We start from the raw sequence: 18,186 nt of genomic DNA, 5'->3' as shown, positions 1-18,186 counted from the left end.
ACCTGCTCCCGTGCACCCGGGAGCAGGTGAACCGGCTATGTGCGGTCCTGGTGCGGGAAGGTGGGGAGGGTCGGGGGTTCGAAGTCGGCGCCGGTCTGCGGGTCGCCGGTGGACTGGGTCAGCAGCAGGCGGGTGGTCTCCAGCAGGTGGTCGTGCATGGCCTGCGCGGCGCCCTGGTTGTCACGGGCCCGGATGTTGTCGAGGATGCGCTCGTGGACCCGCCAGATGTCGGCGAGAGTCCGCGTCTGGGTGGTGGACAGGCCCCGGGCGGACATCTGGGCGCGGGTCGTCGCGACGGACTGGGTCACCCGTGCGTTGCCCGCCGATTCCAGGATGAGCTGGTGGAACTTCACGTCCTCCTCCTGGAAGAGGCGCTCGTCCCCGGCCTCGCCCGCCTGGCGCATCTTCTCCAGGGCCGCGGCGACCAGCGCCATCTGGACCTCGTCCATCATGGTCGCCGCGCGGTACACCGAGGGGACCTCCAGCAGAAAGCGGAGCGAGTAGATCTCCTCGATGTCACGCGTGGTCATCTTGAGGATCCGGACACCGCGGCTGCGCTCGAATCTGACGACTCCGTGCGTGGCCAGCTGGAGCAGGGCCTCCCTGACCGGGGTTCTGGACACGCCGAGCTGGGCCGCTATCCCCACCACGGAGTGCAGCGTCCCGGGAGCCAGCTCGCCGGTGATGATGGCACGGCGAACCACCTCGAAGGTCCGGGCCGTCAGCGATGCCTGGTCCACCGAAATCTGTTCCATCCGACAAGACTCCCGGGGGGATCGGTCCGGCGCCCGACTGAATGATCAGGCGCCCCTGGTTGGGCAAAAAGGTACCACGCGCGCAGTAGTGCAGCATGCAACATGCAGCATTACCACTCTGCGGGATCAGAGGAACGACAGATCGGCGCCCTCACCCGCGGGGAGAACCGTCTGCGCGTACAGCCGCCGCCAGCCTCGCTCGGGCAGCTCGGGCGGGGTGAAGTCCGCCCGGCGGCGCTCAAGCTCGTCCTCGTCCACCAGCAGATCGAGCCGTCGCGCCTCGACGTCCAGCCTGATGAGATCGCCGTTGCGGACCAGCGCGATCGGCCCCCCGGCGGCGGCCTCCGGGTCGCAGTGCAGTACCACGGTGCCGTAGGAGGTGCCGCTCATCCGCGCGTCGGAGACCCGCACCATGTCCCGGATCCCGGCGCGGGCCAGCTTGGCCGGGATGGGCAGGGCACCGGCCTCGGGCATGCCCGCGGCGATCGGGCCCGCGTTGCGCAGCACCAGTACGTGGTCCGGGGTGACGTCCAGATCCGGATCGTCCAGGATCCGCTGCGCCTCCTGCGCCGAGTCGACGACCAGGGCGGGGCCGGTGTGGTTCATCAGGTGGGGGCTCGCGGCGGCGGTCTTGATGACCGCTCCGCCCGGGGCCAGCGTGCCCCGGAGCACGGCCAGGCTTCCCGCGGGTCCGAGCGGGTCCTCCAGGGGGCGGATCGTCGTCTGCCAGTCCTCCCGTACGGGGGTCTCGGCGAGCAGCGATTTCAGGCTGTCCCCGGAGACCCCGACGGTCTCCGGTTCGAGCAGCGGTTCGAGGACCTTCAGCAGCGCGGGAAGCCCTCCGGAACGGTGGAAGTCCTCCAGGTACCCCGAGCCCGCGGGCTTGCAGTCGACCAGGAACGGCACCTCGGCACCGATCACGTCGAAGTCCCTGAGTTCGAGCTCCACGCCGGCCCGCCGGGCCACGGCGAGCAGGTGGATCAGCGCGTTCGTCGAGCCGCTCATCGCCGAGAGCACCCGGATGGCGTTGCGGAACGCCGCGGGGGTCATGATCTCCTTGGGCACCGGGCCGCCCGACCGGGCGAGCTCGACGGCGCGGCGGCCGGTCTCGGCGCCGTGCCTGAGCCGGGCACCGGTGGCGGCCGGGGGCGTCGCGCCGCCCGGCAGCATCATGCCGAGGGTCTCGGTGACGCAGGCCATGGTGGAGGCGGTTCCCATCACCGCGCAGGTGCCCGCGGTCGTCACGAGCTCGTTGCGCACACTGGTGATCTCGTCCTGGTCGAGTTCCCCGCCCCGGTGCCTGCCCCAGAAACGCCGGCAGTCGGTGCAGGCTCCGAGCCGCTCACCCCGCCAGCTGCCGGTCATCATCGGGCCGACGACCTCGAGCAGTACCGGCTTGTCCGAGGAGGCCGCGGCCATGAGCTGGGCCGGCACGGTCTTGTCACACCCGCCGAGCAGCACCGCGGCGTCCATCGGGAGGGCGCGGATCATCTCCTCGGTGTCCATCGCGAGCAGGTTGCGGAACAGCATCGTCGTCGGGGAGGTCAGGATCTCCCCGAGCGAGATGGTGGGGAACTCCATGGGCAGGCCGCCGGCCTCCAGGACCCCGCGCCTGACCGCCGCCAGCAGCGCGGGCATGTCGCGGTGGCAGGTGTTGTAGTCGGAGTTGGTCACCGCGATGCCGATGATCGGCCGGTCCAGCGCCTCGTCGTCGTACCCGCTGGAGGCCAGGAAAGCACGCCGGAGATATTTGCTGAAACCGTCATCACCGTAGGACGTACGACTCCGGTCGATGACCGATTCAGTGGGTTTGGCGTGCATGGTGGTAATGCCTCCGGGGGTAAATCCGATCAGGGAAGAATGGGGCCGCGTCAGGGGCGGAGCGGCATGGCCAGCGGGCGCATCGGGGCGCCGGTCGCGCCGCGCAGTTTCATGGCGGCGGCCACGAAGGCGAACTCGTAGAGCCGCTCGGCCGAGATCTGCTCGCAGTCGACCACCTCCATGATGGGGATGCCCGCCTCCCCCAGCAGATAGGTGTGGACGACCTGCCAGTTCTCCTCGTCCGCGGCGGGCATCTGCTCCAGGGCGAGGGTGTCGCCGCCGATGACCGACGCGCCCAGGTGGGCGAGGAACCGCGCCCCTTCCAGGTTCAGGCCGGGGCTGTTGTCGATGTAGGCGTCGATCTTCGGCCACGCGCGCATCCGGCCGGTACGCACCAGCGCCACGTCACCCGGCCGGAACTCGACGTTCTGGCGTCGCATGGCCTCGCGCAGGTCGTCCGCGCCGATCCCGTGGTTGTCCGGGAGCACGTCGACGTCGTGCAGCGCGGCGATGTCGAACAGGACCCCGCGGGCGATGATGGGAGGGATCTTGTCGGCGCCGCACTTGGTCCAGTGCCGGGAGGTGATGTGCTCCTCGGCGGAGAACCCGTTCCAGATCCGGCCGTTGTACCCGAAGTGGTTGAGGGTGTCGATGTGCGTCCCGCAGTGGGTGTACATCGAGATCGCGTCACCCGAGTAGGAGACCAGCTCGTTCTGCGCGCGGCCCATTCCGGTGATGTCGTCCAGGACGGTGCCGGCGGGCGTGTGCGTCATCCACTGCTGGAAGCCCGGGTCGCCGGCCTTGGTCCACGAGGGCATCCCGACGAAGTAGTCGACCGACAGGTCGATGACGCTGCCGCCGTCCGCCCGCCGCAGCACCTCACGTGACGCCTCGGGGGTGAGCAGGTTCAGCATGCCGATCTCGTCGTCGGGACCGAATGGGCTACGGGTGACCTCGCGGAACTTCGCGCAGTACGCCGCGATCCTGTTCCTGGTCGCCTCACTGATGAGTGCCGGCCCGCACATGTGGTGTCCGCCTTCCTGTTACCGGTCCGGGTTCACCGGACGGGTGATCTCGCCGTACATCTCGGGGCGCCGCCCGGAGAACACCGGGAGCTCGAACTCGCCCGGCTTGATGATCAGCCTCTTCGTCCGGGATTCCCGGACGTCGATCGCCGCCCCGAACAGCCCTTCCTTCTCCCCCGCGTCCACCAGCACCGTCCCGGAGGGGGCGATGATCTGGCTCCTGCCGATGAAGCGGGTTCCGGACTCGGAGTCGGCGCGGTCCGCGACCGCGAGATGGACCAGGTTCTCCAGGGCGCGCACGCGGACCATGTGGTCGGCGAGGATGTCCGCTCCCTCCGGCCAGTTGGTGGGCATCGCGATGACGTCGGCGCCCTGCAGCCCGAGCTCACGGGCGGATTCGGGGAAGCGCAGGTCGAAGCAGATCATCACGCCGACCCGGCCGAAGGGGGTGTCGACCACCCGTGGCGCCGCGTCGGTGCCCGGGTCGACGAACCGGTCCGCGCCCAGGTAGGGCAGGTGCTGCTTGCGGTACCTGCCGATGATCCCGGTGGGTCCGAGCACCAGGGCCGTGTTGTGGACGCGTCCGTCCGCCTCCTCCAGCAGGCCCACCACCGCGTGGGTGGAGTACTCGCGGCAGGCGTCCACGATGCGGCCGATCCTCGGGTCCCCCGCGCTGATCGCGGCGGCGTGCGTCTCGGCCCGGGAGCCGAGCAGGTACCCGGTGAGCACGCATTCCGGGAAGACCACCAGTCGCTGCCCGGTCGCGGCACCCTCACGCAGGGTGTCGACGACCCGATCGACGTTCGCCGCCACATCGGTTCGGTCGACGCCGACCTGAGCCACGCCGATCCGGATGCCGGTTTCGGTATCTGCGCCGGGCAAAGTGCCACCCCTTGGGTCCGCCGTGAGTTGAATATGCCCCAGAGTGGCATGCAACATGTTGCACGTCAACGCAGTACTCATCATTGACATGCAGCGTGCTGCATGCCAGTCTGGCCGACCAAATCGGACATTGTGCTTGAGAGGGATTGAGTCGTGCCGGAAGTAGTGATCCTCAGTGGCGCCGGAGGCGGGATCGGCGCCGCGACGGCCCGCGAATGCGCGGCAGCCGGCGCGTCCGTCCTGCTCACGGATCAGCGGGTCGAGCTCGTCGAGCGGCTCGCGGCCGAACTCCGCGCCGACGGTGCCGACGCCGTGGCACACGGGCTGGACGTCACCGACGAGGAGGCGGTCGCCCATGCGGTACGGGTCGCCGTCGACCGGTGGGGCCGGATCGACGGGCTGGTGAACTGCGCCGCCACGATCGTGGCGAAACCGCTGGTCGACACCACTCTTGACGACTGGAACCGGGTCATGACCATCAACGCGACCGGGACCTTCCTGCTGTGCAAGCACGTGGTGACCGCGATGCTCGCCCAGCGGACCCCCGGGGCGATCGTCAACCTCTCCTCGATCTCCGGGACGGTCGGCCTGCCCAACCAGCCCGCGTACTGCGCCTCCAAGGGAGCGGTGCTGCAGCTTTCCCGTCAGATCGCCGTCGACTACGCCGCCTCGGGAATCCGGTGCAACGTGGTCAGCCCCGGCTCGGTGGCCACCGAGCAGCTGGCCACCTACCTGCGGTCCCAGCCCGATCCCGAATCCGCCCGGCAGAGCCTCATCGCCGGCCACCCGATCGCGCGCCTGGCGGATCCGCACGAGGTGGCCAAGGTGGTCGCCTTCCTGCTGAGCTCCGCCGCCGGCTTCATGACCGGCGCGGATGTGGCCGTCGACGGCGGCTACACCGCCATCTGAGCACGGATTTCCAGGAAGGGACTCGGAAAATGTCTCGGCACACGACCTTGCCGCCGGCGGAGCGCGCCGGTCCTGGTGGGCTGCTCGACCTGCGCCGCCTCAAAGGCGGCCGGTTCTCCTCGATCTGGCTGATCACGCTGCTGCTCTTCGCCGTCAGCCCGCTGATCTCACCCGGCAGCCTGTCCGGATCCGCCGTGCTGTCGATGCTGCCGTTCGCGGCGGTGATGGCGATCGCCGCGCTCGGGCAGACCCTCGTCGTCTCGCACGGCGGCATCGACCTGTCGGTACCCGGCGGGATGGCGCTGGCCGCGGTGCTGGCCACCAAGCTGCCCGCGGTGTCGGGCGTCCCGGTCTGGGCGGCCGTCGCGCTCGGGCTGGTCGCGGGCGCGCTGGGCGGACTGGTCATCGGCATCGCCGTGGTCCGGCTCTCCATCGCGGCGTTCGTGGCCTCGCTGGCGGTGAACTCGATCCTCATCGGTGTGGTCCTGCAGGTCTCCAAGGGCTTCCCCGCGTCGGCCGGTCCCGCGCTGAGCGCGTTCGCGGTCGGCTCGGTGGCCGGTATCCCCAACCTGCTGCTGGTCGCGGTCGTGGTGATCGGCCTCGCGCACTGGGGCATCCGGCACACGGTGCTCGGCCGGCGCTTCATCGCGGTCGGCGCCGGACGGCCCGCGGCCCGGCTGCTCGGCCTGCCCACCGGCTCCTACGAGGTGGGCGCCTACGTGGTGGCCGGAATCTGCTACTCGCTGGCCGGAATCCTGCTGGCCGGCTACCTGCGCACCCCGGACATCCTGCTCGGCGACACCTACCTGCTCCCCACCATCGCGGCCGTCGTCCTCGGCGGCAGCCTGCTGTCCGGCGGCATCACCAACCTGGCCGCCACCGCCGTCGCCGCGCTGTTCCTCACCCAGCTGAACCAGGTGGTCCTCGCCGCCGGCGCGTCCACCGCCACCCAGCTCCTGGTCCAGGCCGGCGTGCTCGCGCTCAGCGTGGTGGCCCGCGGAGTGCCCTGGAGCTCCGTCCGCGCGCGGCTGCGAAGCCGCTCCCTCGAACCCGCTTCCACGCTGTCCTCGCCCTAGAGGCCTCCCCCAACAGGAGATCACAATGCCCCTCACCAAAACCCGTCTGCGGGCCCGTCAGTCGGTCGCCGTCCTGGCCCTCGCCGCCCTCGGCGCGGCGGGCTGCGCCGGTGGCCCCGGTGAACCGGCCGCCGCGAACGGCGGTGTCGAGGCCGTCTACAACGACGCGGCCCGGACCGGAGACGTCTCCGCCCTCCGCCCCATGGCGGACTTCTGCGGCACCAAGCCGGTGAAGGTCGCCCTGGCCGACGGCACCGGCGACAACGCCTTCCGCAAGACGGCCCGCGCCGAGTTCGAGGACGAGGCGAGCAAGTGTCCCAACATCACCGTGCTGCCGTACGCCGACGGCCAGAACAACCCGCAGAAGGCGATCAGTGACGTCAAGGCCCTGGTCGCCCAGGGGGTGGAGGCCCTGGTGGTCTTCCCCGACGCCGGCGAGGCGCTGCTGCCCACCCTGCGTGAGGCGTACAAGGCGGGCGTCCAGGTGGTGCCGTGGACGGCCAACCCCGGTGGCAAGCCGGGCACGGACTACACGACGTTCGTCGGCCACAACACGGTCAACGACGGCGTGACCTGGACCCGCTGGATGTGCGAGACGCTCGGCACCAAGGGCGGCAACGTGGTCTTCCTCGGCGGTACGCCGGGCAACACCCAGAGCCTCACCGAGCTGGTCGGCATCGAGAAGGAGCTCAAGGAGAACCCCGGCTGCTCGGCCGTCAAGCTGCTGAACGACCCGGGCAAGCCGATCGACACCAACTGGAATCCCGCCCAGATGCAGAAGGTGGTGTCCGGGCTGCTCACCAAGTACCCGACCATCGACGGCGTGATCACCGACTCCGGTGACGCCTCCCTCGGTGGCATCCGCGCCTTCCTGCAGGCCGGCCGGCCGCTGCCGCTGTGGACCGCCAACGACCTCAACGGCTTCGCCTGCGCCTGGAAGGACAACTCGGGCAAGCAGCCGAACTTCCAGACCGTGACCGTGTCCTCGCGTACCTGGATCATCCGTCTCGCGCTGCGCAAGGCCGTCGCCGCGCACCAGGGGATCAAGAACGACGAGCCGGAGATCATCAACATCCCGATCTTCGAGAACACGCTCGACAAGTCGAAGCTCCCCAAGTGCGACCCCTCCCTTCCCGCCAGCGCGATCCTGTCCTCCGAGCTCACGCCGGAGCAGCTCAAGCAGGCCTACAGCTGATCACTTGTCGTCTTCCGCCGGGCACGCGCCCGGCGGAACGCACTGAGCCGGAGTAAGGAGTGATCCTTCGCATGGTCGAATCGACCGCTGGACTGGTTCTCCGTGGAGTGACCAAACGCTTCCCCGGCGTGGTCGCGCTCGACGGGGTCGATTTCCAGGCGCACCCGGGCGAGGTACACGCCCTGGTCGGCGGGAACGGCGCCGGAAAGTCCACGCTCATGGCGGTGGCCTCCGGTGCGCTGGCACCCGACGCGGGCACCGTCGAGATCTCGGGCTCGCCGATGCGGCAGTCGTCCCCGATCGCCGCCCGGGAGCAGGGCCTGGCCATCGCCTTCCAGCATCCGGCGCTTCTCCCCGATCTCACGGTCACCGAGAACCTCCTGCTGAGCGTGCCGAAACGGCTCCGCCCGTCCTTCGGCGACGCCCAGGACTGGGCCAGGGAAAAGCTGCTGCCCATGGGGATGGACATCGACCCGGCCGCCGCGGCCGGCCGGTTGACCCTCGCCGAGAAGCAGGCCGTCGAGATCTGCGGGGCCCTCGCCTGCGAGCCCGGCGTCCTGATCCTCGACGAGCCCACCGAGCCGTTCATGGTGGCCGAGATCGAGAGGCTGTTCGAGCAGATCAGGAAGCTCGCCGCCGACGGGATGGCGGTGGTCTACATCAGTCACCGGCTGCCCGACGTGATGGCCCTGTCCGACCGTCTCACCGTGCTGCGCGACGGGCAGATCCGCGGCACCTTCCTCGCCTCGGAGGTGACCGAGGAGGAGATCGTCACCCGCATCGCGGGGCGGGAGATCGACGCGCTGTTCCCGCCGCGCCCCTCCTCGGTCGGCGACGTCGTGATGGAGGTCCGTGACCTGCGCTCGGACCGGCTCCGCGGGATCACCACCACGCTGGCCCGCAACGAGGTCCTCGGCCTCGCCGGGGTGGAGGGCAACGGGCAGCGCGAGTTCATCCGCGCGCTGGGCGGAGCCGACCCGGTCACCGGTGGCGCCGTCACCGTCGACGGCCGGACCGTCGAACTCGGCAGCCCCCGCCGGACCCGGCGGGCCGGGGTGGTGCTCATGCCCCAGGAACGGCACGTCGAGGGCGTCGCCACCGTACTGTCGGTCAAGGAGAACCTGGGCGTCGCCGCCACCGGCAGGACCGCGGTCGCCGGAGTGGTACGAGGCTCGGCGGAGAACGCGATCGTGGCCGAGGAGATCAGGAAACTCGGCATCAAGGTGGCCTCACCCGACTCCGCCGTCGACCACCTGTCCGGCGGTAACCAGCAGAAGGTGGTACTCGGCCGGTCGCTGCTCTCCGCGCCCAAAGTGCTGCTCTGCGACGAGCCCACCCAGGGCATCGACGTCGGCGTCCGCTCCGACATCTACCACCGGCTCCGCTCCACCGCCGACTCCGGGACGCCGGTGGTGGTGCTCAGCTCCGACAACGTCGAGCTCGCCGGGCTCTGCGACCGGGTGCTGGTCTTCTCCCGGGGGGAGGTCGTCCGCGAGCTGACCGGGGACCAGATCTCCGAGCACGCCATCACCGAGGCGTCCCTCACCGCCGCGACCTCGGCGCGGAGCGCCGAGGCCGCCGAGCGGGCCCGGGGCACCGGCCTGTTCGGCGGGTTCCGCAGGCTGCTCTCCAGCGAGCAGGCGCCCAGCGCGTTCCTCGCCGTCGCGATCGTGCTGCTGGCCGCGGTGAGCGCGACCCGGAGCGACCGCTTCCTGTCCGAGTTCAACATCGCCAGCATGCTGGGGCTGCTGGCCCCCGTGCTCTTCCTCGCCGCGGGCCAGCTCATCGTCATGCTCACCGGAGGCATCGACCTGTCGGTCGGCCCGCTGAGCGGGACCCTCGTGGTCATCGCGTCGTTCTACGTCCTCGACGGGTACGGCGCCGGATGGTGGGCCCTGGGCTTCCTGCTGATGATCCTCGCGGCGACCGGCGTGGGACTGACCAACGGCATGCTGGTGAGATTCGCCCGGGTGACCCCGGTGGTCGCGACGCTGGTGACCTACACCGCGCTCCAGGGACTCTCCCTGGTCATGCGGGACTCGCCCGGAGGCTCGATCTCCACCTCCGTCACCGAGGCGCTCGGCGCGCGCATCGGCCCCATCCCGTACGCGGTGATCGTCGGCGCCGGTGTCCTCGTCGCGCTGGAGGTGATGTCCAGGCGCTCCATGACGGGGCTCCGGCTGCGCGGGGCCGGCTCGTCCGAGCAGGCGGCGCGGAAGCGGGGCATCCCGGTGGCCCGCGTCCACCTCGTGGTCTACCTGGCCAGCGCGCTGTTCACCGTGGTCGGCGCCCTGCTGCTGATGGCGCAGATCGGCGTGGGCGACCCGACCGCCGGCGTCAGCTACACGATGGCCAGCATCACCGCGGTCGTGCTCGGCGGGGCCTCGATCTTCGGCGGCCGGGGCAGCTTCGTCGGCGTCCTGTTCGGCGTCATCCTCCTGCAGGTCATCCAGAACGCCACGGTCTTCCTCGGCCTCTCCCAGTCGTGGCAGTACTGGATGCTCGGCCTGATGGCCCTGGCGGCGACGGCCGTCTACTCCCAGGCCCGCACGGCGCGGGCCTAGGCATCGTCGTCGGAGGTTCGGATGCCGCACTCCGGGAGCGGGCATCGTCCGTGGGCGTTCCTCAACGGATCACGGGGGGTGCTCCTCTCAGGGTTCGAGCACAGCGGATTCGAACACGGAGGAGAGGCCCGGCCAGCGTTCCGCCGCACAGAGCACGGGAGGCCGGTCGACGGGGGCGGGCAGCGTCACCACCCGCGAGCCGCCGAGGACCGTGCCGGTCCAGACGTCGACCCACTCCCCCTCAGGGAGGTACACCGATATTTCCGAAATATCCGGTGCGGTGACCGGGGCGACGAGCAGCGCGTCCCCGAGCTTGTACTGCAGCGGGAAGTCCCACACCCGCGGGTCGCGGGGGTGGTCGAAGAAGAGCCCGCGCATTAGCGGCGCTCCCCCACCGACCGCCTCGCGAGCCTGCTCGGCGAGGTACGGCACGAGCCTCTCGCGGATCCCGACCAGCCGCCTGAACACCGGCACGACCCGCTCGTCGCCGGTCTGGGCGGCGATGTTCCACGGCGTGCGGTCCCTGCTGGGCGTGCGGTGGTGGTTGAACTCCGAGTGATACTGCATGATCGGCATGAACGCCGCCGCCCCGGCCGCCCTGAGGTAGAGCTCCGCGCTCGGCACCTCGCCGGAGAAGCCGGCCAGGTCCCACCCCCAGTAGACGATCCCGCAGGCGGACGCGGTGATCCCGGCCCTGATCGAGGAGCGGAAGGCCTCCCAGGTGGAGTCCTCGTCCCCCGCCCAGAACGCGCCGTGGGACTGCGACCCGGCGAACCCGGCCCGGCTGAACGTCACCGGAGCCCTGCCGTGCCGGCGCAGCAGATCACCGAAGGCACGGGCGTAGTGCACGGGGAACAGGCCGTTGCCGTCCGCGCCGCGCCGCCCGTCGGCGTAGCGCAGGTCGTGCCCCCAGGCGTGCTCGCCGCCGTCGGTCTTGAAACCGTCGATCCCGACCTCCTCGACCAGGTAGGCGCGCTTGGCCGTCCACCAGTCGCGCACCTCCTGCGACGACAGGTCGGGCATCAGCGCGAGCGGGAACCACCAGCCGCGGTTGCGGTACGGCCTGCCGTCGGCCTCCCGCACGCCGTACCCGCGCTCGACCAGCTGCCTGGCGTCGACGGCGGCCTGGTGCCTCGGGTGCGGGCGCGTCTTCTGCAGCGGGATCTGCCAGAGCAGCACCTTGACGTCACGTTCGTGGAGCTCGTCCACCATGCCCTTGGGGTCCGGCCACGGCCCGTCGGCCGGGAAGGTGTAGTCGGCGAGCCGGTGCGGCTCCTCCGACGGCTCGTACTCGGCGCCCCTGAACGCGGTGAACGTGCTCTCGTCGCTCCATGCCTCGATCACCACGGCGCCGACGGGGATGCCGTGCTCGCGGTGCCGGTCCAGCTCGGCCAGCACGCGCTGCTGGGTGTTCCACTCGTTGCCGCTGGCCCAGAGCCGGAACACCCAGGAGGGCAGTTCGCTGGGCCGCCCGACATCGTCGAGGAAGGCGTGCAGCACGTCACCGGGGGTCACCCGGGGCGCGCCGTCGGGGGTCGGACCGGAAGCCGTCGCCAGGGACGCGCTGTCGTAGACGCGCAGGGCCGGCTCGGCGTCGGGCCCGACCTCGGCCTCGACCCGGAGCCGGCCGGGCGTGCTCGCGCCCACGTCGTACCAGGTGCGCCGGGATGTCTCGACGTGCAGCCCCCAGCTCTCCTCGCCGCCCACCACCAGGGCGAACGGCATCGGCAGGTACGTGCGGCCGTGCGCGCCCTGCGTCTTGTACTGCTCGAACACCACCGCGTCGAGCTCGCGTCCGCGCTGGTCCACGGCGTCGAAGCGCTCGCCGAAGCCCACCACGTGCTCGCCCTCGGCCAGGGCCAGCTCGAACCGGACCCGCCGCACGCCTTCGCCGTCGCCCAGCCATCGGACGCTGCCGGGTACGACCCGGTCGCTTCCGCGCACGTGGAGCACCCCGCCGGTCTCCGACCAGGTCGCCGCCGTCACCTCGAACCACTTGCCGCGCCGGCTTCCTCCGCCGTCCAGCGTCGCCACGAACCGGTAGGCGTAGTGATGCCCGCTGCGCAGCACGGGTGTCGTCACCACCCACGACCCGGACGCCGCTCGCGCGGCCCGGGCCTGCGCGGCGGCCAGATGCCCCCCGTCGACGGCCGTGCCCCCGCCGCCCGGGGCCGGGGCGGTGGAGGGGACGCCCGGTCGCGCGGTCGAGCCGTCCGCGCGGCTGAGCGGGAGCTCGACCCGGGTGGTGTGGTCCACCAGCCACTCGCAGACCACCGCCGTCACCTTCGCCGACGCGCGCACCCGCAGCTCCACCGTCTCACCGTCGAGCGGCAGAGCCGGCACCCGCTGGTCCTCGGTCGTGGCGTACGGATGCCCGGACCCGTACGGACGATGCCGGATCATGCCCGCACCCCCAGCTCGTCGGCGAGAATCAGGTACATCCCGTGCGACCACAGCAGGGGCGTGGCGACCGTGCCCCACCGGGCCACCCACTCGTCATGTCGTTCGGGAGCCAGCAGCATGTCCGACACCTGCTCGGGCAGGTCGCCCTCGGGGGTCGCCTGGGCCGCCATCCAGTCGAGGTACCGGGTGGCCTCGGCCGTCCGGCCCGCCCGCGCGTGGTTCCAGCCGAGGAACCCGGCGAGCAGCACCCACCGGCCGCCGCCGTAGAAGGTGTCGGCGAGGTACCGGAACACGCCGCCGTCCCTGGCCAGTTGCCGCTCCACCTCGGCCACCGTCGCGGCGCCCACCGGGTGGTCGGCCGGGTAGAGCCCGAACGGCTCGACGCAGGCCAGCAGGCTCGCGTCCACCGCGTCGGTGCCCAGCCACTTCGTCAGGCGGCCCTCGACGACGCCTTCGGCCGCGACCAGCGCGGCGATGCCCGCCACGGCCTCGGCGGCGGCCTCCGCCTCGGGGCCGCTGAGGACACCGAGGGCCAGGGCCGCCCGCAGGCCGGCGTGGACGGAACCGAGCGTCGCCACGTGCCGCTGCTCGACGTGCTCCTCCCACCAGTCGTAGCAGGGCAGCTGCCAGAACGCCGTCAGGTACCTGACCGCGGTCCTGACGCCCTTCTCGACGCCGGGAACCGCCCTGCCGTGCCGGAGGGAGTGCTCGCGCAGCGCCCACAGCCAGGCGCCGTAACCGTCGAGCTGGAAGTCCCACCATTCGTCATCGCCGTCGACGCCGTCCAGGGTGAACCTGGTGGGCAGCATCTCCGCCGGCGAGACGCGCTCGCCGCGGGCCGCGCGGGCGACGAGCGCGTCGACCTGGCCGGCGCGGTCGCCGAGCACTCCGGCACTCCAGGCGTGGAAGGCGTCCGCCCCGGCCACGTCGCCGTGCCGGCTCACCCCCTCGGCGATGAACGCGCCGTCACGCAGCCACGAGTAGCCGCGGTAGGCGGAGAAGGTGGGCGACGCCGGGTACGCGCCGGTGTGGGACTGGAACCTCTTGATCACGTCGAGGCTGTGCGACACGAGGGTCACGAGAACGTATCTCCTGGAAGTAGGGAAACTAACCGAGCAGGGCGTCGACCGCTGCGGCGGCGGCCTTGAGCGCGTCGGGCACCGGCTTGCGGCCGGCCGCGGCCTCGCTCAGTTCCTTGGTCACGGCGTCCTGCATCTCCTGCTGGCGCTTGATGACCGGCGGCAGCGCGATCGACTTGAGCGCGTCGAACACGGCCTGGCGGTTGGCCGGCTTCGGGTCCTTGAGGTAGCCCGACAGCACCGCCTGGTCGGAGACGGGCGGCAGCTCCCAGGACGACTCGATGCGGGTGGTGGCCGCGGTGCCCGAGGATGACAGGAAGCGGGCCCAGGCCCAGGCCTCCTTGCCGTGCTTGGTGGTGGAGGACGCGGCGACGGCGTTGTGGAAGACCGCGCTGGCCCGGGTGGCGTCACCGGGCTCGACGACCACGTCCCACTCGAACGGCACGTCCTTCAGCCCGGCGAACTGCCAGATGCCGTTGTGCCACATCGCGAGCTTGCCGGACTTGAAGAGGTTGGTGTCGTAGTCGGCGGTGCCGCCGATCTCGGCCTCGGTCGGCATGGTCTTGCCCACCTTGGACACCAGCCACTGCGCCGCCTTGACGCCCTGCGGGCTGTTGAAGGCCGACTTCTTGCCGTCGGCCGTCAGGAACTCGCCGCCCGCCTGCTTGAGCGTCTTGTAGAACTCGAAGAACTGCACCGGCTGGAAGTCGCCGAACACGCCCTTCTTCTTGTCGGTCAGCTTCGCCGCCGCGGCCTGCTCCTCGGCCCAGGTCCAGTCTGCGGTCGGGACGTCCACCCCGGCCTTCTCGAACAGGTCCTTGTTGTAGAAGAGCACGACCGTGGAGAAGGAGGCGGGCAGCGCGTACTGCTTGCCGTCGCGCTTGAAGGCGTTCAGCGACTCCTGCGCGTACACCGACGGGTCGCCGTCGCCCGCGACCGAGCCGAGGTCGAGCAGCGAACCGGCGCTGGCGTAGGTGACGAAGTTCTCGTAGTTGAGCTCGAAGGTGTCGGGCGCGGTGCCGCCCGCGATGCTGGTCTGGAGCTTGGTGAAGTACTCGTCGTAGGGCGCGGTCTCCACGACCACGTCGATCTTCGGGTTCTCCCGCTCGAACGCGGCGACGATCTTGTCGAGGTCCTTCACGTGGTCCGGCGCCGCCGAGAAGGTGAAGTAGCGCAGCGTCGTCTTGCCGTCCTCGCCCGACGAGGTCCTCGTCGCCGAGCCCTGCGAGCATCCGGCGGCGAGCAACGCGGCCGTCAGCACGGCGGCCATCTGGAACTTCCTGGTGTGCATGGGGGGATTCCTTTACTTGAGCCCGGACTGAGCGACGCTGGCGATGACGTGCTTCTGCGCGAAGACGTACAGGATGAGAATGGGGACGACGCTGACCACCGAGCCGGCCATCACCACGTCCCACTCGGTGGTGAACTGGCCGTGCAGCGTGGCCAGCCCCAGCGGGAGCGTCATGAACTCGGGCGACTTGATGATGATCAGTGGCCAGAGGTAGCTGTTCCAACTGGCCATGAACCCGAAGATGGCGAAGGTCGCCAGGGCGGGCCTGATCAGCGGCAGCACGACATACACAAAAATCCGGAAATGCCCGGCGCCGTCCAGCACGGCCGCCTCGTCGAACTCCTTCGGCACCTGGTTGATCGCCTGCCGGAGCAGGAACACCCCGAACGCCGAGGCGATGGTCGGCGCGAGCAGTGCGAAGTAGGTGTCGACCAGGTTGAACGTGCGCATCTCGATGAACAGGGGCACGACCAGCACCGGCAGCGGCATCATCAGCGTCGCCAGGTAGACCGCGAACAGCGCGCCCCTGCCGGGGAACGGCAGCCTGGCGAACGCGTAGGCCGCCATCGCGCTGGTGACGAGTTGCAACGCGGTCGAGGCGGCCCCGATCCAGGCGCTGTTGGCCACGATCCGCCAGAACGGCAGGGTCTCCAGGAGCTTGCCGTACGCGTCCAGGCTCGCGTTGTCGGGGGTGAAGTCGGGCGGCACGGCCAGCACCGCGTCGCTCGGCGTGATCGAGGTGATCACGGCCCACGCGAACGGGAACAGCATCACCAGCGCGCCCAGCCACACCAGCAGGTAGCGGATCGCCTTACCCATAGGTCACCCACCGCTTCTGGCCCCGGATCTGGACGATGGTCACCAGCAGCACGACGGCGAACAGCAGCCACGACAGCGCCGAGGCCGCGCCCGCCCTGCCGTACCGGAAGGTGAGGTCGTAGATCTGCGACACGACGACCTGCGTCGCGCCGGCCGGCCCGCCGCCCGTCATGATCTTCACCTGGTCGAACACCTGGAAGCCGTTGATCAGCGAGATCACGATGACGAAGAACGTCGAGGGGGAGAGCAGCGGCAGCGTGATGTGCCGGAACCGGCGCAGCGCGGTGGCGCCGTCGACCATGGCGGCCTCCTGGTACTCCTTCGGGATCGCCTGCAGGCCCGCCAGCAGGATGATCATCACAAAGCCGAGGTCCTTCCAGGCCGAGGCGAGGATGACCGACGGCATCGCCCAGCCTGGATCGGTCCACCAGCCGGGCCCGCTGATCCCGAAAAGGCCCAGTGCCCAGTTCACGATCCCGCTGGCGGGGTTGAGCAGCCACTTCCACATCAGCGCGACGACGACCCAGCTGGTGATGACCGGCAGGAAGTACACGCCGCGCAGCAGGCTCCGCCCGGCCATCGCCCGGTTCAGCAGCACGGCCAGCCCGAGCCCGCCCAGGTAGACCAGCGGCAGGTAGCCGGCGATGAAGTACAGGGTGTGCAGGAAGGCCGCCCTGGTCTGGGGGTCCCCGATCAGCTCGGCGTAGTTGCCGAGGCCCACCCAGCGCATCTCGGTGATGAGGTCCCATTCGTGGAGGCTCGTCCAGAACGACCAGATCATCGGGATCAGCGTGTAGAGGATCAGCGGGACGAGGCTGGGCAGCAGGAACACCGCCACGGTGGCCGCGTACCGCAGCCGCCGTCTCGGCGCCCGCCGCACGTGCGCGGGCCCGGCCTCCGGCCGGGCCGCGATGAGGGTCATGCGATCGCTCCCTTACTCGTACGGCGGGCGCTCACCAGGCCGCCCTCGATGAGGCGGGCCCTGACCAGGCGGCCCTGTTCCCCGGCGGCTCCGGCGGCGTCGAACGGCGTGGCCAGCACCAGTGCGGCGGCGCCCTGGGCCCAGCTGGTGTCGTCCCAGCTCTCCACCTCGATCGAGATGTCGCGCCGCCCGGGATACAGCTGCGCCCGCACGGCCCGGTCGAACCCGGCCTGCCAGAGCGGCCAGTCGGCCGTCCCCTCGCCGAGCAGCACGACGACCTCGGGGTCCACCACGTTGATCAGCCCGGCGGTGGCCCGGCCGAGGATCGCCCCGGCCTCGGCGAACACGGCCAGTGCCGCCCGGTCCCCGCCCGCCGCGGCCCGCCCCAGAGCGGCCACGGCGCCGAGGGGGTCCGTCTCGTCCTGCCGGCCGCCGTCGCGCTTGGCACGGGCCGCCGCGAGGAGCCCCGCGGAGCCGACGAAGGCTTCGAGGCACCCCCGGGCGCCGCATCCGCACACCGGCCCCGAAGGATCGACGGGGAGGTGGCCGAACTCGCCTGCCCCGCCCCTGGCACCCCGGTACACCCGGCCGTCGGCCACGATCGCCGCGCCGACGCCCCGGCCGATCGTCAGCACCAGGAAGTCGCGGTGCGTCCGGCCCCTGCCGTACAGCCGCTCGGCCGCGGCCAGCGCGTTCACGTCGTTCTCGACCAGCACCGGCAGGTTGAGGCGGCGGCGCAGCCGCTCGCCGACCGGCATGGCCTGCCAGCCCAGGGTGGGCGCGTTGACCGTGCCCACCGCCTGGTCGTCCACGCTCCCCGGGACGCCCACCCCGATGCCCAGCAGGGGCGGTGCCTGCCCGGCCGCCGGAGCCGCCGACATCACCGACTCGACCGCGTCGGCCAGGTCGCCGAGCGCGTCGAGCGAGGCGGGGTCGAACGGACGCTCCCAGGAGCCGAGCACCTCACCGTCGAGCCTGACGTCCACCAGCACCAGGTGGTCGGCCGTCACCTTCACGCCGAGCGCCCGGCCCGCGCTGCCCACCAGGCCGAGCCGCTGGGCGGGCCGGCCGCCGCGCGACGGCTTGAGGTCGAGTTCCTCCAGCATGCCGTGGCCCATGAGCTCGCGCGTCAGCTGCGTGACGCTCGCCGGGCTGAGGTCGAGCTCCCGAGCTATCTCGGTCCGGCTAAGCGGGCCGACCGTGCCGAGGAGGGCGAGGATCGCCGTCCTGGTGAGGTCGCCGCGGTCAGTGCCTGCCATGAGGGACTTTCTATAGAGGTAAAGTTAGTGGTGAAAATATGACCGCCCGAAACGTCGCTGTCAAGCCCCCGAAACACGCGAAAGGCCCCGGCCCGCACTCGCGGGCCGGGGCGCGTACATGGTGCCGGTCCACTCCAGCTTCACCATCAGCATGTACAGCGGGATGATGCCGAGCTGGGTCGGCAC

General features: G+C 70.9%; 14 protein-coding genes. 4 read left to right on the top strand and 10 right to left on the bottom strand.

All coding sequences use genetic code 11. The features are described 5' to 3' along the window. Window positions 1-35: 35 nt before the first annotated feature. From ABZ260_RS04150 to ABZ260_RS04135, 4 genes are all read right to left on the bottom strand, one after another. Window positions 36-755, bottom strand: coding sequence for a GntR family transcriptional regulator (locus tag ABZ260_RS04150; protein WP_355612748.1), 720 nt, complete (start codon window positions 753-755; stop codon window positions 36-38). Between the two features lie 126 nt (window positions 756-881). Then, window positions 882-2,576, bottom strand: coding sequence for a dihydroxy-acid dehydratase (locus tag ABZ260_RS04145; protein WP_355612745.1), 1,695 nt, complete (start codon window positions 2,574-2,576; stop codon window positions 882-884). Window positions 2,577-2,626: 50 nt separating this feature from the next. Then, on the bottom strand, window positions 2,627-3,601 hold the full coding sequence (locus ABZ260_RS04140) for a cyclase family protein (protein ID WP_344742881.1): 975 nt from the start codon (window positions 3,599-3,601) through the stop codon (window positions 2,627-2,629). Window positions 3,602-3,619: 18 nt separating this feature from the next. Next, on the bottom strand, window positions 3,620-4,483 hold the full coding sequence (locus tag ABZ260_RS04135; protein WP_355612742.1) for a carbon-nitrogen hydrolase family protein: 864 nt from the start codon (window positions 4,481-4,483) through the stop codon (window positions 3,620-3,622). Between the two features lie 153 nt (window positions 4,484-4,636). Here ABZ260_RS04135 and ABZ260_RS04130 point away from each other — a divergent pair, with 153 nt between their 5' ends. The 4 genes from ABZ260_RS04130 to ABZ260_RS04115 all read left to right on the top strand — a co-directional run bounded on the left by ABZ260_RS04130 (window position 4,637) and on the right by ABZ260_RS04115 (window position 10,227). After that, on the top strand, window positions 4,637-5,392 hold the full coding sequence (locus ABZ260_RS04130) for an SDR family oxidoreductase (protein WP_355612739.1): 756 nt from the start codon (window positions 4,637-4,639) through the stop codon (window positions 5,390-5,392). 29 nt (window positions 5,393-5,421) lie between these two features. After that, window positions 5,422-6,468: an ABC transporter permease gene (locus tag ABZ260_RS04125; protein ID WP_355612735.1), complete on the top strand. Its 1,047-nt coding sequence runs from the start codon at window positions 5,422-5,424 to the stop codon at window positions 6,466-6,468. A gap of 25 nt (window positions 6,469-6,493) precedes the next feature. Then, a complete protein-coding gene (locus ABZ260_RS04120; protein WP_355612732.1) occupies window positions 6,494-7,663 on the top strand; it encodes a substrate-binding domain-containing protein in 1,170 nt (389 codons plus the stop codon). A 71-nt stretch (window positions 7,664-7,734) separates the two neighbouring features. Beyond that, entirely contained in the window at window positions 7,735-10,227 is a 2,493-nt protein-coding gene (locus ABZ260_RS04115) for an ATP-binding cassette domain-containing protein (protein WP_355612730.1), read from the top strand. 87 nt (window positions 10,228-10,314) lie between these two features. On the opposite strand, the gene ABZ260_RS04110 is transcribed toward ABZ260_RS04115, so the two are convergent. Genes ABZ260_RS04110 through ABZ260_RS04085 form a run of 6 tightly spaced genes read right to left on the bottom strand, consistent with a single transcriptional unit; the run spans window position 10,315 to window position 18,000 of the window. Beyond that, window positions 10,315-12,630 (bottom strand): TIM-barrel domain-containing protein, encoded by a 2,316-nt coding sequence (locus ABZ260_RS04110; protein WP_355612727.1) that lies wholly within the window; start codon window positions 12,628-12,630, stop codon window positions 10,315-10,317. Continuing rightward, entirely contained in the window at window positions 12,627-13,709 is a 1,083-nt protein-coding gene (locus ABZ260_RS04105; RefSeq protein ID WP_355612724.1) for a glycoside hydrolase family 15 protein, read from the bottom strand. The genes ABZ260_RS04110 and ABZ260_RS04105 overlap by 4 nt, the downstream gene beginning before the upstream one ends. Before the next feature lie 28 nt (window positions 13,710-13,737). After that, window positions 13,738-15,000 (bottom strand): sugar ABC transporter substrate-binding protein, encoded by a 1,263-nt coding sequence (locus ABZ260_RS04100; protein WP_355612721.1) that lies wholly within the window; start codon window positions 14,998-15,000, stop codon window positions 13,738-13,740. A 12-nt stretch (window positions 15,001-15,012) separates the two neighbouring features. Next, window positions 15,013-15,819: a carbohydrate ABC transporter permease gene (locus tag ABZ260_RS04095; protein WP_355612718.1), complete on the bottom strand. Its 807-nt coding sequence runs from the start codon at window positions 15,817-15,819 to the stop codon at window positions 15,013-15,015. Next, entirely contained in the window at window positions 15,812-16,741 is a 930-nt protein-coding gene (locus ABZ260_RS04090; protein WP_355612715.1) for a sugar ABC transporter permease, read from the bottom strand. Before ABZ260_RS04090 ends, ABZ260_RS04095 begins: the two co-directional genes overlap by 8 nt. After that, window positions 16,738-18,000: an ROK family transcriptional regulator gene (locus tag ABZ260_RS04085; RefSeq protein ID WP_350953592.1), complete on the bottom strand. Its 1,263-nt coding sequence runs from the start codon at window positions 17,998-18,000 to the stop codon at window positions 16,738-16,740. Before ABZ260_RS04085 ends, ABZ260_RS04090 begins: the two co-directional genes overlap by 4 nt. Between the last annotated feature and the right edge of the window lie 186 nt (window positions 18,001-18,186).

This window comes from Streptosporangium sp. NPDC006013, from assembly GCF_040614275.1.
Classification (GTDB): domain Bacteria; phylum Actinomycetota; class Actinomycetes; order Streptosporangiales; family Streptosporangiaceae; genus Streptosporangium.
This window is presented reverse-complemented; position numbering and strand designations above follow the sequence as displayed.

What these genes read in the sequence shown, in the direction of transcription:
- ABZ260_RS04150 (WP_355612748.1), bottom strand. Translation starts at nt 755, where the DNA reads ATGGAACAGATTTCGGTGGACCAGGCATCGCTGACGGCCCGGACCTTC.
- ABZ260_RS04145 (WP_355612745.1), bottom strand. Translation starts at nt 2,576, where the DNA reads ATGCACGCCAAACCCACTGAATCGGTCATCGACCGGAGTCGTACGTCC.
- ABZ260_RS04140 (WP_344742881.1), bottom strand. Translation starts at nt 3,601, where the DNA reads ATGTGCGGGCCGGCACTCATCAGTGAGGCGACCAGGAACAGGATCGCG.
- ABZ260_RS04125 (WP_355612735.1), top strand. Translation starts at nt 5,422, where the DNA reads ATGTCTCGGCACACGACCTTGCCGCCGGCGGAGCGCGCCGGTCCTGGT.
- ABZ260_RS04120 (WP_355612732.1), top strand. Translation starts at nt 6,494, where the DNA reads ATGCCCCTCACCAAAACCCGTCTGCGGGCCCGTCAGTCGGTCGCCGTC.
- ABZ260_RS04115 (WP_355612730.1), top strand. Translation starts at nt 7,735, where the DNA reads ATGGTCGAATCGACCGCTGGACTGGTTCTCCGTGGAGTGACCAAACGC.
- ABZ260_RS04110 (WP_355612727.1), bottom strand. Translation starts at nt 12,630, where the DNA reads ATGATCCGGCATCGTCCGTACGGGTCCGGGCATCCGTACGCCACGACC.
- ABZ260_RS04100 (WP_355612721.1), bottom strand. Translation starts at nt 15,000, where the DNA reads ATGCACACCAGGAAGTTCCAGATGGCCGCCGTGCTGACGGCCGCGTTG.
- ABZ260_RS04095 (WP_355612718.1), bottom strand. Translation starts at nt 15,819, where the DNA reads ATGGGTAAGGCGATCCGCTACCTGCTGGTGTGGCTGGGCGCGCTGGTG.
- ABZ260_RS04090 (WP_355612715.1), bottom strand. Translation starts at nt 16,741, where the DNA reads ATGACCCTCATCGCGGCCCGGCCGGAGGCCGGGCCCGCGCACGTGCGG.
- ABZ260_RS04085 (WP_350953592.1), bottom strand. Translation starts at nt 18,000, where the DNA reads ATGGCAGGCACTGACCGCGGCGACCTCACCAGGACGGCGATCCTCGCC.